The following is a 12398-nucleotide window of genomic DNA, read 5'->3' on the forward strand; positions in this document are numbered from 1 at the left end:
TCTCACGAGGCCCGGGTCCGTGCGGCCCGGGCCTCGTCCTGTGTCCGCGCGGCCTGGTCCTGTGTCCGCCCGGCCTCGTCCTGTGTCCGCCGGGCCTCGTCGTACGTCCGCCGGGCCTGCTCCACGTCCGCCATGCGCTCCTGGGTCCACAGAGCGAGCGCCCGTACCTGTTCGGCGGCCTCCCGGCCGAGGCCGGTGAGGGAGTAGTCGACCCGGGGCGGGATCACGGGCTTCGCGTCGCGGTGGACCAGCCCGTCGCGCTCCAGGGTCTGCAGCGTCTGGGCGAGCATCTTCTCGCTGACGCCTCGCTCGCTGACCCGGCCGACGGCGCGACGCAGTTCGCTGAAGCGGTAGGGCCGCTCCAGCAGCTCGATCAGGACGAGGACGCCCCACCGGCTGGTGACGTGCTCCAGGACCAGGCGGTACGGACACATCGCCGCGTCGGCGACGACGTCCCTTGCCGCTCTTCCAGCGCTTACTGCCATGACAGTACCTTACTTCAAAGTGGGTACTTTCGAAGAGTTAGCGCATCTCCTAGCGTTAGCGCACAGGCACCCCACAAGGAGACTTCCGTCATGAGCATCGTCGTCACCGGAGCCACCGGACACCTCGGCCGCCACGTCGTGGAACAGCTGCTGGAGAGGGTCCCGGCCGACCAGGTCACCGCCGTCGTACGCACCCCGGAGAAGGCCGCCGGCCTCGCCGAGCGCGGCGTGCGGATCGCGGTCGCCGACTACAACGCGCCCGAGACCTTCGACGGCCTGTTCTCGGCCGGCGACAAGGTCCTGCTGATCTCCGGCAACGAGTTCGACAAGGGCCGGGTCCAGCAACACCGGGTCGTCATCGACGCGGCCCGTGCCGCCGGTGTCGCGCTGCTCGCCTACACCAGCGCCCCCGGCACCCTGAAGGCCGCCCTCGCCGACGACCACCACGGCACCGAGGAGGCCGTGCTGGCCTCCGGAGTGCCCTACGTGCTGCTGCGCAACGGCTGGTACCACGAGAACTACACCGAGCAACTCGCCCCCGTCCTGGAGCACGGCGCCGTCGTCCACGCCGCCGGCGAGGGCCGCATCTCCTCCGCCCCGCGCGCCGAGTACGCGGCCGCCGCCGTCGCCGTCCTGACCGGCGAGGGCCACGAGAACAAGACGTACGAGCTGGGCGGGGACGAGGCGTGGAGCCTCGCCGAGTATGCCGCCGAGCTGAGCAGGCAGACCGGCAGGCGGATCACGTCCAACCCGGTCACCGTCGAGGAGTACGCGGGCATCCTGACCGGCGCCGGGCTTCCCGGGCCGCTCGCCGCGATCCTGGCGGGCGTGGACGCCTCCATCGAGAAGGGCGAGCTGGTCATCACCTCCGGCGATCTGTCCCGCCTGATCGGGCGCCCCACCAGCCCGGTCTCGGAGGCGATCGCCGCCGCGCTCGGGGCCTGAGCGACACCGGGGAAACCGTCACCCGCCCGTCATGACCGTTTGACCATACGGACATGACAGGCGGGGGCGCGTGGCGCTACCTTCTTTGATGCCCGCCGCACGTCACGCGGCCGGCACGAAGGAGGAACCAGTGAGCGAGCAGCCGAGGGGTGAGCGGCGCACAGGACTGCTGAACGGTGTCGCCGCCTATGGGATGTGGGGCCTCGTCCCCATCTTCTGGCCGCTGCTCAAACCCGCCGGGGCGGTCGAGATCCTCGCCCACCGCATGGTGTGGTCCCTCGCCTTCGTCGCCGTCGCCCTGCTCGTCGTACGCCGCTGGGCCTGGGCCGGCGAACTGCTGCGCCAGCCGCGCAGGCTGGCCCTCGTCGTGATCGCCGCCGCGGTGATCACCGTCAACTGGGGCGTCTACATCTGGTCCGTCAACAGCGGGCACGTGGTGGAGGCCTCCCTCGGCTACTTCATCAACCCGCTGGTCACCATCGCGATGGGCGTGCTGCTCCTCAAGGAGCGGCTGCGGCCCGTGCAGTGGGCGGCGGTCGGCACGGGCGCCGCCGCCGTCGTCGTGCTCACCATCGGCTACGGCCGCCCGCCGTGGATCTCCCTCTGCCTCGCCTTCTCCTTCGCCACCTACGGCCTGGTGAAGAAGAAGGTCAACCTGGGCGGCATCGAGTCGCTGGCCGCCGAGACCGCGGTCCAGTTCCTGCCCGCTCTGGGCTATCTGGTGTGGCTGGGCGCCCACGGCACCTCGACGTTCGCCGCCGAGGGCGCCGGGCACGCCGCGCTGCTCGCCTCCACCGGCATCGTCACCGCGCTGCCGATGGTCTGCTTCGGGGCGGCCGCGATACGCGTGCCGCTGTCCACCCTGGGCCTGCTCCAGTACATGGCCCCGGTCTTCCAGTTCCTGATCGGCGTCGCCTACTTCCACGAGTCCATGCCGGCCGAACGCTGGGCCGGCTTCGCCCTGGTCTGGCTGGCCCTGACCCTGCTGACCTGGGACGGGCTGCGCACGGCCCGGCGGGCGGCACGGCTCAGGGCCCGGCTCGCCGCCCCCAGGACCGCGACGGCGGCGAAGACCGACCCGGTGGAGGCGTAGCCGCTGCCGCGGGTGGTGCGGGCCCGGTGTGCTCGCACCTTCTCCTTGGTGAAGTTCCAGCCCCGGGGCGAGCCCGCGCATATAACTGGGTGCATGACTCCGACACCCACGGGCGCCGCGCCCGCCCCGCTGCACTGGAAGCTCGTCATCGACGCCGCCGACCCGCACGCGCAGGCCGACTTCTGGGCCGCCGCGCTGCACTACGAGGTGGAGGACAACAGCGCGTTAATCGAACGGCTGCTGGAGCTCGGGGCGCTGCCGGGCGAGGCCACCGTCGAGTTCCACGGCCGCCCGGCCTTCCGGGATCTGATCGGCGTACGGCACCCCGACGACCCGTACGACGAGGAACGCGGCACCGGTCTGGGGCGGCGGCTGCTGTTCCAGCGGGTGCCGGAGGCGAAGTCCGGCAAGAACCGGCTCCACCTCGACCTGCACCCCGGCGAGGGCCGGCGCGCGGACGAGGTGGAGCGGCTGAAGGGGCTCGGGGCGCGCGTGCTGCGGCATGTGCGGGAGCACGGCGGGGAGTGGATGGTGATGGAGGACCCGGAGGGCAACGTGTTCTGCGTGGCGTAGGACGCCGGGTCAGCTCGGGGGTGGCGGGGTCGCGTCGCGGGCCCGTTCGGCCAGGCGGCCCATGCGGGCGCGGGCGGACTCCAGTTGCTCGATGTCGTCGGCGGCGGGGCCGTCCTCGGCGGTGAGTTCGGCCCACAGGTCGATCAGGTCACGGCCGAGCCGCAGGCCCTGCTCGGGGTCGCGGACCGCTCGCCAGGCGGTGGCCGCGCTCTGCACGTCGCCGTAGGCCGCCGCCGCGTCGCCGGCGCGGCGGCGGATGCGGGCGAGGCCGAGGGAGACACCGAAGGAACGGAGCGGATCGCCCGCCAAGTAGGCGATGTACGCCGTGAGTTCGCGCGCCCGCAGCACCTCGGGGTGCTCCGGGCCGAGCACGCCGGACGCGTCCGCGACGGTGCGTTCGGCCAGGGCCGCCGCCTCCTCGATCCGGCCCTCCTTCACGGCGTCGTTGACCCGCGCCAGGGGTTCGGCGAGCAGGACGGCGCCCGCTTCACCGGCCGCGGTCCTGGGATCCTCCCCGAGCACCGCCTCGGCCACGGCGTCGAACCCGCGGGCGGGGGTGGGGGTGGGCTTGGGCCCGGATTCGTCCAGACCGGGGTCGGCCGGGTCGGGGTCCGGGTGCTGGTACTGATGCTGGTACTGGTGCGGAGTCGTTGCGGACGCGGGGGCACCGGGCGCGGGGGCGTGGGCGCCAGGCGCCGGGGCATGCTCGGCGGGCGCGGCCGGTTCCGGCCACGCGTTCACGTCGGCCGGGCCCGCGTCCATCACCGGTGGCGGGCCGAACACCCCCGTGGGGGCGACCGCCGTACCGAGGGGCGTGTCACCCGCTGATTCCGGCAGCGGCCGCAGCGCGAACGCCGGCGCCACCTCGCTGGACGGCGCCGGCGACTCGGAAACCGCCCGCAGCGGGAAAGTGGGCGCACTCTCGCCATACGGCATACCGCCACCGACCCGGGGCTCGCCCTCCGGCCCGGACCCCGGCAACTCCCGCACAGGAAACACAGGAACCCCGTCAGCGGACGGCGCCAACGACTCGAGAGCCGCACGCAACGGGAAAACGGGCGCACTCTCGCCATACGGCATACCGCCACCGACCCGGGGCTCGCCCTCCGGCCCGGACCCCGGCAACTCCCGCACAGGAAACACAGGAACCCCGTCAGCGGACGGCGCCAACGACTCGAGAGCCGCACGCAACGGGAAAACGGGCGCACTCTCGCCATACGGCATACCGCCACCGACCCGGGGCTCGCCCTCCGGCCCGGACCCCGGCAACTCCCGCACAGGAAACACAGGAACCCCGTCAGCGGACGGCGCCGACGACTCGGGAACCGCACGCAACGGGAAAGTCGGCGCGCTCTCGCTGTGCGGTGTACTGCCAGCGGCCAGGGGCTCGTTGTGCGGCTCGGGTGGCGGGAACGCGGGCGCGGGCGGCGGGGAGGGCGGTTCCGTGTCGGGCTCGCGGGCCGGGTCCGGGGCCTGCCTCAGTACGTGTGTCACCCCGTCGTCCTCCGGTCGCGGGGCCGGGCCCGGCCGGGGTGCGTCGGCGGGTGGGTCCGGCGGTGCCGTGCGCAGGGGCTCCGCGGCGAACGCGCTGGAGCCGTCGGTGTGGACCTGGAGGGGGACGACGTAGCCGATGCGCTCGTCGGTGACCGTGGCGAGGACGGGGTGGCCGGAGGCGAGGGCGATGCGGTGGAGGTGGCCCAGGACGGCCTGCTGGATCTCCTCGCCGGGAACCGGGTGGACCGGCACGCCGCCGACCAAGGCCCCGGCGCCGTCCGCCGGCACATGGACGGCGACCGGCGTCGCCACGGGTGCCGCCGGCCGCGCGGCACGCTCGTGTTCCCGCTTCTTCCCGCGGCTCAGTCGAGACATCGGCTCCCTCACTCGGATGAGTGCCATCCGGTCGTTCGCGTACATTCGAGTCTCTCCGCCCGCCTGCCCTCCCCGCGTCACCACGACGTCACAGACTCGCACCAGGAACCGCACTCCTGTGACGCGGGTAACGTTTCGCGGGCAAGGATCGTCGGGATGACGCGGGAGGGGGGACAGCCATGCGGACAGACGTACGACCGGGACCGGAGATCTGGGTCCGCGGACCGGTGACCGACGCCCGCGCCGAGGCCGACGGGTGGGAGGGCAGGCCGGAACGGCCCGCCGGCCGGCCCGTCACGCCCCGCCGGTTCTCCTGGCTGGCCACCCACGGCGGCGCGGGCACCACGACTCTCGCGGCCGTCTACGGCGGTCACGACTGCGGACGCGCGTGGCCGGGGCCCGGCGCCCCGGAGTCGGTGCTGCTGGTCGCCAGGACCCACGCGGCCGGTCTTGACGCCGTCACCCGCGCCCTCGAGGTGTTCCGCGGGGGCGAGGCGCCCGCCGGACTCGACCTGGACGCCGTGGTGCTCGTCGCGGACGCGCCCGGCCGGCTGCCGCGGCGGCTCGCCCAGCGGGTGAAGCCGATCGAGTCCGTGATCGACGTCTACCGCGTCCCGTGGGTGGAGGCCTGGCGGCTGGGCGACCTGAGCGGAGCGCCGCCGCGGGAGAGCGAACCGCTGGCCCGTCTCACCGGGGCGGGGAGCGCGCGGGCGGTCCCTACGCCGTGATGTCCTTCGCCGTGAACCGTGCCCAGGCCGCCGAGCCGAACACCGCCGCGTACAGGGCCTGCAACTCCAGGTTCTTCACCAGGCCGTCCCAGTAGACCGGCTCACGCATGAGGTCGGCGAAGGACAGCCAGTAGTGGGGGAAGAGGTACGGCTGGATCGCGTGCAGCTGGGGTATCTGGTCGACGATCTGAACGGTGATCAGCAGGCCCACGGTCGTGGCCATCGCGGCGATCCCGCTGTTGGTCAGCGTCGAGACGAACAGGCCGAGCGCGGCGAGCCCGATCAGCGACGCGGCGACGACGAGGGCGATCAGCAGCGCCCGGCCCAGTCCGTCGGCGAAGCTGATCCGCGTGCCCGAGATGGTCGCCAGATCACCGAGCGGGAACAGCAGGGCACCCACGATGAGCGCCGAGACGGCGACCACGAGGGTGGCGACCAGGCAGAAGGCCATCGTCGTGGCGTACTTGGCGAGCAGCAGGCGAGTGCGGCCCGCGGGTGCTACCAGCAGATAGCGCAGGGTGCCCGCGTTCGCCTCCCCGGCGACGGCGTCGCCGGCGATCACGCCCACGGCCATCGGCAGGAAGAACGGCAGGGTGGCGGCCAGCGCGGTGAAGACCAGGAACAGCCCGTTGTTGGTGACCTGCGCGATGAACGCCGGACCCTCGCCGCCCCCGCCGCCGACCGACGAGCCGTCCCTCGTCTCGATCCTGACGGCCACCCCGACCAGGACCGGCACACCGGCCAGCACGCCCAGCAGCGCGAGAGTGCGCCAGCGCCGGAAGGTGGTCACCAGCTCGCTGCGCAGCAGCCCGAAGGTCCACAGCCGGCGCGGGGCGCGCACGGCCACGTCCGCGGCCTGACCCGGCGACAGCTCAGCCCGCGACATCGAAGCCCTCCCCCGTGAGTGCCACGAACGCGTCCTCCAGCGAGGCCCGTTCGACCCCGAAGCCCCGTACGCGGACGCCCGCCGTCACCAGCGCGGCGTTCACGTCGGCGAGGTCGCGCTCCGGTGGGTCGCCGGACACCCGGTCCTCGCCCGCGACGACGTCGCCGACGCCCTGTTCCTTCAGCACCCGGGCCGCCTCCCCCGTGTCGGGCGTGATCACCACCAGCCGGCCGCGCGCTCCGGCGGCCAGCTCCGCCACGGCTCCCTGGGTGATCAGCCGCCCCTGCGCCATGACCGCCGCGTGGCTGCACACCTGCTCGATCTCGTCCAGCAGATGGGAGGAGAGGAAGACGGTCGTGCCGTCGGAGGCCAACTCCCGGACCAGGGAGCGGATCTCGCGCATGCCCTGCGGGTCGAGACCGTTGGTCGGCTCGTCCAGGACGAGCAGTCTGCGCGGCTGGAGCAGCGCGGCGGCCAGACCCAGGCGCTGTTTCATGCCCAGGGAGTAGGCCTTGGCCTTCTTGCCCGCCGCGGCCGTCAGGCCCACCCGGTCCAGGGCGGCGGCGACCCGGGCGCGCCGGGTGCGGGGGTCGGCGGCCGGGTCGGCGGCGTCGTAGCGCAGCAGGTTGTCCCGGCCGGACAGGAAGCCGTACAGGGCGGGGCCCTCGATGAGCGCGCCGACCTGCGGGAGCACGGTGCGCGAGGACCGGGGCATGGGGCGCCCCAGCACTCGCGCCGTGCCGGAGGTGGGCTCGATGAGCCCCATCAGCATGCGGATGGTGGTGGTCTTGCCCGAGCCGTTCGGGCCGAGGAAGCCGAAGACGCTGCCCGCCGGGACGGTCAGGTCGAGACCGTCGACGGCGAGCTGTCCGCCGCGGTAGCGCTTGGTGAGCCCGCGCGTGTGGATGACGCTGTCATCCCGCTCGTCCATCGGCCCCCTCGATTCCTCGTGCCCGTCGCGTCCTTACTGCCCGGTGTTCGCCGCCTTCACCAGCGTGTCCTTGGTGACGGCGCCGACGTACACCTTGCCGTTGTCCGTGATCAGCGCGTTGACCAGGCGGGTGGAGAAGACCGTGCCCTTGCCGAACTTGCCGCTGACCTGGTCGCCGAGCGAGCCGAGGAACCCGCTCAGGTCGCCCTTGCCGGAGGACGACGGGATGCCGCCCTTGTTACCGGTGTCGATCACGGCGATGGAGTTCCAGCCCTTGCCGAGGACCTTCGGGCCGCTCTCGGCCGGGTCCTTGTGCGACGCGCCGGGCTCGTGGAACTGCCGGTCCGGGCCGGCCTTCCGCTCGGCGTCCTTCGTGACGTCCTTCGCGGCGTCCTTCTCCTCGGTGACCTTCGCCCCCTTGGGCGGGGTGAAGTCGAAGGTCGAGGCGGCCGGCTTGGCGAAGCTGACCTGGGTGAAGCCCGCGTCCACCACGGCGGCGCCGCCGCTCGCCGGGGTGAGCGTGAACTTCAGCGGCAGCCCGGTCTTGGCGTCCACCGCGATGCTGATCGCACCGACCGTGGTGCCGGAGGCATGCTTCGGCTCGATGACCAGCTTGTAGGCGTCGCGGCCGGCGACCTGCGCGGTGCCGTCGACCTTCACCGAGGTGGTGTCGTCGACCGCCTTCAGGGCCTCGTCGGCGAAGTCCTTGGGCGTGGCGGGGACCTCGTCCCGGTGCTTCTCGCCGCCGTCGGCCGCGGTGCCGTGGAAGACCTCGTTCGACTTGCTGTCGTAGCCCCAGACGTCCTTGCCGTTGTGGATGAGGCTGTACTCGGCGGCGCTCTCGATCAGCGAGACCTTCTGCCGGTCCTCGCCGTCGGCGGCGACGCGCAGGGTGTGCGTTCCGGAGGCCAGTTCGGGCAGCTTTGACATCGGGTCGGCCGACGAACCGTCACCACCCCCGGCCACGCCGGAGGCCAGGCCGCTCTCCAGGCCGCCGAGGTTCGGCAGACCCAGGTCGGTGCTGACCTTGACCGTGCCGGACAGCTGCTGGACGTCCGACTTGGCGATCTTCTCTATGAGTTGCTGTGCGGTGATCTTCGGCAGGTCGGGGTCGCCGGACGCGGCGAGTGCGGGGACGAGCCCGATGGTCGCCGCCGCCACCCCCACCACCGTGACCGGGACGACGTAGCGCGCGGCCTTGCGGCGCCCCGTGCGCAGGTCGTCGGCTTCGGAATCGTTCGGTGCCATGTGTGCCCTACCTCCGTCATCGGCGGCGGCTGTCCTTCTGCACTGGGGTGTCACCCTCAGCCGCCATTCTCACCCAGATCGGTGAGGAGTGGTGTGGTCCGTGGTTTCCATCTGACCAAATCGGCGGGGCGGAAGCGTCAGACCCCGGAGCCAACTCCGTGTACGCCTGCGGTATGACACACCAAGGGCGACGCCTCCCCCACCCCGTAGGGGTAGAGGTGGAGAGCGCCGCTCGAAGGGGCCGCCCGGCGAGGGCGGCCGGTGAGGTCGCGGAACCGGACGGGCGTCAGCCGGCCCGGTGCACCACCGCGTCGCACAGCTGAAGCAGTGCGGCCTTCGCCTCGCACTCCCGCAGCGGCGCCAGCGCGGCCCGCGCCTCCTCGGCGTAGCGCACGGTGTCCCGGCGGGCCTGCTCCAGCGCCGGGTGCGCCCGCAGCGCCGCCAGCGCCTCCGCGTGCCGCGCGTCGTCGCTCAGGTCGGAGTCCAGCAGCTCGCACAGGGCGATGTCCTCGGCCAGCCCCAGCCGGGCCGCGCGCTCGCGCAGCCGCAGCACCGGCAGGGTGGCGATGCCCTCGCGCAGATCGGTGCCGGGGGTCTTGCCCGACTCGTGCGAGTCGGAGGCGATGTCCAGGACGTCGTCCGCCAGCTGGAAGGCGACGCCCAGCCGCTCGCCGTACTGCGTCAGCACGTCCACGACCGTCTCGTCGGCGCCGGACATCATCGCGCCGAACCGGCACGACACCGCCACCAGCGATCCGGTCTTGCCGCCCAGCACGTCCAGGTAGTGGTCGACCGGGTGCCGGCCGTCCTGCGGACCCGCCGTCTCCAGGATCTGCCCGGTGACCAGCCGCTCGAACGCCACGGCCTGCACCCGCACGGCCTCCGGGCCGAGGTCGGCGAGGATCTGCGAGGCCCGGGCGAAGAGGAAGTCGCCGGTCAGGACCGCGACCGAGTTGCCCCAGCGGGTGTTGGCGCTGGCCACCCCGCGGCGCACGGCGGCCTCGTCCATCACGTCGTCGTGGTACAGCGTCGCCAGGTGGGTCAGCTCCACCACCACGGCCGAGGGCACGATCCCCGGCGCGTACGGATCCCCGAACTGGGACGCGAGCATCACGAGCAGTGGCCGGAACCGCTTCCCCCCCGCCCTGACGAGATGCTGCGCGGCGCCGGTGATGAACGGGACCTCGCTCTTGGTGGCTTCGAGCAGCCCTTCCTCGACAGCCGCCAATCCGGCCTGGACATCGGCTTCGAGAGCCTGGTCCCGCACGCTCAGCCCGAATGGCCCGACGACGGTCACGAGGGGTCTCCTGTCTGCTGGTGTCTGCTGGGGATTACACGGTTTGTCGATAGGTCGCTGCCCTCACTCAAGTCAGCGTATCCGGTCACGTTTCGATCACCGATATCGCCCACCTATACGGGCCAGGCCACTTCACCCGACGTGACCACCATCACGTGTCAGCCACACGGCCCATCCACACTCACACATGAAGTCCGATTCACCCCTATTGGGGTTTCAATTCTCTTTAGTGGTATTTGCTCTTCGGCCACTCGAGCCGTGACTTGGGACACACCCCCTCCCCTCCGCGCCACCTCTCGCATTCCTTCACATCCCCTTTACACCCAGTCGAGTTGAGTCTTGGCAGGTGCAAAGGATCAAGCACCACATACCCCCCGGACCAAGGTCAAACTGGACGATGTGTGATTCCAGCACTTGTTCGGGACATGTGCTCTCGCATACGTTCCCGGCACCGACGGGCGGACGCCGAATCCTGCCGCCGCCCGTAATCCCAACGACCGAATGAACCACGGCAGGAGCGGGGGACCCAGGTAAGTCGCCGGGCCGGGCGTCGTACGTACCGCGTACACCGCACCGGATCGGCTTGGGGTGAAGCCGCGCCCTTCAAGGCGCGGCCGGGCACCTCCCAGCCCGAACCCGACAGCTCACCTCGCAGGCGACGGAGAGGAATTCCCCCATGCCTGCAAACGGTCAGCGCCGCTCTTCCCGCACCGCCCGCCTCGTCCGTGCCCTCGCCGTCACCGGCACGGGCGCAGCCGTCCTCGCCGTACCGCTGCTCGGCGCCACGACCGCGTCCGCGGCGACCCCGGCCACCGTCCGGACGGCCGCCGGCTTCGGCTACTCGAACAACCTCGACGGCTGGATCCGGGCCTCCCTGGCGGTCATGGCACAGAAGGGCATCCCGGGCTCCTACAACGGGATCCACCGCAACATCATCCGCGAGTCCTCCGGCAACCCGCGCGCCATCAACCTCTGGGACTCCAACGCCAAGAAGGGCATCCCGTCCAAGGGTCTGCTCCAGGTCATCGACCCGACCTTCCGGGCCTACCACGTGAACGGCACGTCCTGGGACATCTACGACCCGGTCGCCAACATCACCGCCGCCTGCAACTACGCGGCCAAGCGGTACGGCTCCATCGACAACGTCTTCGGCGCGTACTGACCGGACCGCGGCCGGCGCACGCACCGGCTAGTGCTGTGGCCGGGAAGGTTTGCCGGGAAGCTCGCGGCGTCCGGTGCTGGGGGGCACCTCCCACGCCGTTCAGGCAGTGGGGGAGCATCGCAAGGCGGAGCATTGCCCGCGTACTGGATGTACTCGGGTGATGCGACAACGCGGCGTGGGGGTACCCCCGGCCGAAGGCTGGGGGAGTGCCGTGCCGGGCGTCGCGAGCCGGTGAACCTTTCCGGTCACAGCACTAGACAAACAGTCGTTCGAGGACGACGGCGATGCCGTCGTCCTCGTTCGACGTCGTGACCTCGTCGGCCACCGCCTTGAGCTCGGGGTGGGCGTTGGCCATGGCGACCCCCCGGGCGGCCCACTGGAACATCGGGACGTCGTTCGGCATGTCGCCGAAGGCGAGGGCGCTCTCGCGGCCCAGTCCCAGGTGTTCGGCGGCCAGCGCCAGTCCGGTCGCCTTGGTGACGCCGCACGGTTGGAGTTCGACGGTCCCGGGGCCCGACATGGTGACCGTGGCGAGGGAACCCACCGCGCCGCGGGCCGCCTGCGCCAGCTCGTCGTCGGACAGCACCGGGTGACGCAGCAGCACCTTGCTGATGGGCGCGCGCCACAGGTCGTCGCGCCGTTCGACCCGTACGGCGGGCAGCGCCGGGTGCGGCATGAGATACCCCGGCTCGATGAGCGTGAGCCCCTCGACCCCGTCCTGGTCGACCGCGGCGTACACCTCCCCCACCTCGGCCTCGATCTTGCCGAGCGCGGTCTCGGCCTGCTCCCGGTCCAGGGTGACCGACCACAGCAGGCGGTCACTGCCGGCGTCGTAGAGCTGTGCGCCCTGACCGCACACCGCGAGCCCCGTGGTACCGAGGACGTCGAGCAGTTCCCGCACTCTCGGTGCCGGCCGTCCGGTCACCACGAGGTGCCGGGCACCTGCGGCCGCCGCCCCCGAGAGCGCGGCGAGGGACCGTTCGGACACGGTGTGGTCGCCGCGCAGCAGCGTTCCGTCCAGGTCGGTGGCGATGAGGGCATATGCGAGGGCGGCCATGATCAGAGAATACGGATGCCCCGGCCCGCCGACTCGACCGGAACCGGACGACCGCGACGGCCACCGTGCTCCCGGCTCCCTCTCCTCAACTCCCTTACCTGTGAGAGCGCTTCGGCGCCGCGGA

12 protein-coding genes and 1 riboswitch are annotated in these 12398 nt (G+C 72.0%); of the genes, 5 read left to right on the top strand and 7 right to left on the bottom strand.

Annotated features, from left to right (window positions below; genetic code table 11):
* Positions 1 to 2 precede the first annotated feature (2 nt).
* Positions 3 to 485 carry a helix-turn-helix domain-containing protein gene (locus TNCT6_RS12455; protein ID WP_141359437.1) on the bottom strand — a complete coding sequence of 161 codons (483 nt, stop codon included), beginning with the start codon at positions 483 to 485 and terminating at the stop codon, positions 3 to 5.
* A gap of 90 nt (positions 486 to 575) precedes the next feature.
* Between TNCT6_RS12455 and TNCT6_RS12460 the strand changes: the two genes are divergently transcribed.
* The 3 genes from TNCT6_RS12460 (at position 576) to TNCT6_RS12470 (ending at position 3096) form a co-directional block, all read left to right on the top strand.
* A complete protein-coding gene (locus tag TNCT6_RS12460) occupies positions 576 to 1430 on the top strand; it encodes an SDR family oxidoreductase (RefSeq protein ID WP_141359438.1) in 855 nt (284 codons plus the stop codon).
* Positions 1431 to 1518: 88 nt separating this feature from the next.
* Entirely contained in the window at positions 1519 to 2523 is a 1005-nt protein-coding gene (gene rarD / locus TNCT6_RS12465; RefSeq protein WP_141359439.1) for an EamA family transporter RarD, read from the top strand.
* Between the two features lie 93 nt (positions 2524 to 2616).
* A complete protein-coding gene (locus TNCT6_RS12470; RefSeq protein ID WP_141359440.1) occupies positions 2617 to 3096 on the top strand; it encodes a VOC family protein in 480 nt (159 codons plus the stop codon).
* 9 nt (positions 3097 to 3105) lie between these two features.
* On the opposite strand, the gene TNCT6_RS41880 is transcribed toward TNCT6_RS12470, so the two are convergent.
* Positions 3106 to 4032 carry a tetratricopeptide repeat protein gene (locus TNCT6_RS41880; protein ID WP_308789464.1) on the bottom strand — a complete coding sequence of 309 codons (927 nt, stop codon included), beginning with the start codon at positions 4030 to 4032 and terminating at the stop codon, positions 3106 to 3108.
* A gap of 1112 nt (positions 4033 to 5144) precedes the next feature.
* On the opposite strand from TNCT6_RS41880, the gene TNCT6_RS12480 reads away from it, so the two are divergent.
* Positions 5145 to 5693, top strand: a complete 549-nt coding sequence (locus TNCT6_RS12480) for a DUF6668 family protein (RefSeq protein WP_141359442.1) — start codon at positions 5145 to 5147, stop codon at positions 5691 to 5693.
* Here the strand turns inward: TNCT6_RS12480 and TNCT6_RS12485 are convergent.
* The 4 genes from TNCT6_RS12485 to TNCT6_RS12500 all read right to left on the bottom strand — a co-directional run bounded on the left by TNCT6_RS12485 (position 5683) and on the right by TNCT6_RS12500 (position 10055).
* Entirely contained in the window at positions 5683 to 6579 is an 897-nt protein-coding gene (locus TNCT6_RS12485; RefSeq protein WP_141359443.1) for an ABC transporter permease, read from the bottom strand. The genes TNCT6_RS12480 and TNCT6_RS12485 overlap by 11 nt on opposite strands.
* Complete coding sequence (locus TNCT6_RS12490; protein ID WP_141359444.1) at positions 6566 to 7510, bottom strand: ABC transporter ATP-binding protein; 945 nt, start codon at positions 7508 to 7510, stop codon at positions 6566 to 6568. The genes TNCT6_RS12485 and TNCT6_RS12490 overlap by 14 nt, the downstream gene beginning before the upstream one ends.
* 33 nt (positions 7511 to 7543) lie before the next feature.
* Positions 7544 to 8758: an outer membrane lipoprotein carrier protein LolA gene (locus TNCT6_RS12495; protein WP_141359445.1), complete on the bottom strand. Its 1215-nt coding sequence runs from the start codon at positions 8756 to 8758 to the stop codon at positions 7544 to 7546.
* Positions 8759 to 9044: 286 nt separating this feature from the next.
* The gene (locus TNCT6_RS12500) at positions 9045 to 10055 is read right to left on the bottom strand and encodes a polyprenyl synthetase family protein (protein WP_141359446.1); all 1011 of its coding nucleotides are present in this window, start codon (positions 10053 to 10055) and stop codon (positions 9045 to 9047) included.
* A gap of 485 nt (positions 10056 to 10540) precedes the next feature.
* Positions 10541 to 10726: riboswitch (cyclic di-AMP (ydaO/yuaA leader) on the top strand.
* A gap of 5 nt (positions 10727 to 10731) precedes the next feature.
* Here TNCT6_RS12500 and TNCT6_RS12505 point away from each other — a divergent pair.
* The gene (locus TNCT6_RS12505; protein ID WP_141359447.1) at positions 10732 to 11217 is read left to right on the top strand and encodes a transglycosylase SLT domain-containing protein; all 486 of its coding nucleotides are present in this window, start codon (positions 10732 to 10734) and stop codon (positions 11215 to 11217) included.
* 253 nt (positions 11218 to 11470) lie between these two features.
* On the opposite strand, the gene TNCT6_RS12510 is transcribed toward TNCT6_RS12505, so the two are convergent.
* Positions 11471 to 12277 (bottom strand): HAD family hydrolase, encoded by an 807-nt coding sequence (locus TNCT6_RS12510; RefSeq protein WP_172633203.1) that lies wholly within the window; start codon positions 12275 to 12277, stop codon positions 11471 to 11473.
* Positions 12278 to 12398 lie beyond the last annotated feature (121 nt).

The organism is Streptomyces sp. 6-11-2, from assembly GCF_006540305.1.
Classification (GTDB): domain Bacteria; phylum Actinomycetota; class Actinomycetes; order Streptomycetales; family Streptomycetaceae; genus Streptomyces.

What these genes read in the sequence shown, in the direction of transcription:
- TNCT6_RS12455 (WP_141359437.1), bottom strand. Translation starts at nt 485, where the DNA reads ATGGCAGTAAGCGCTGGAAGAGCGGCAAGGGACGTCGTCGCCGACGCG.
- TNCT6_RS12505 (WP_141359447.1), top strand. Translation starts at nt 10,732, where the DNA reads ATGCCTGCAAACGGTCAGCGCCGCTCTTCCCGCACCGCCCGCCTCGTC.
- TNCT6_RS12490 (WP_141359444.1), bottom strand. Translation starts at nt 7,510, where the DNA reads ATGGACGAGCGGGATGACAGCGTCATCCACACGCGCGGGCTCACCAAG.
- rarD (WP_141359439.1), top strand. Translation starts at nt 1,519, where the DNA reads ATGCCCGCCGCACGTCACGCGGCCGGCACGAAGGAGGAACCAGTGAGC.
- TNCT6_RS12495 (WP_141359445.1), bottom strand. Translation starts at nt 8,758, where the DNA reads ATGGCACCGAACGATTCCGAAGCCGACGACCTGCGCACGGGGCGCCGC.
- TNCT6_RS12470 (WP_141359440.1), top strand. Translation starts at nt 2,617, where the DNA reads ATGACTCCGACACCCACGGGCGCCGCGCCCGCCCCGCTGCACTGGAAG.
- TNCT6_RS12460 (WP_141359438.1), top strand. Translation starts at nt 576, where the DNA reads ATGAGCATCGTCGTCACCGGAGCCACCGGACACCTCGGCCGCCACGTC.
- TNCT6_RS41880 (WP_308789464.1), bottom strand. Translation starts at nt 4,032, where the DNA reads ATGCCGTATGGCGAGAGTGCGCCCACTTTCCCGCTGCGGGCGGTTTCC.
- TNCT6_RS12480 (WP_141359442.1), top strand. Translation starts at nt 5,145, where the DNA reads ATGCGGACAGACGTACGACCGGGACCGGAGATCTGGGTCCGCGGACCG.
- TNCT6_RS12485 (WP_141359443.1), bottom strand. Translation starts at nt 6,579, where the DNA reads ATGTCGCGGGCTGAGCTGTCGCCGGGTCAGGCCGCGGACGTGGCCGTG.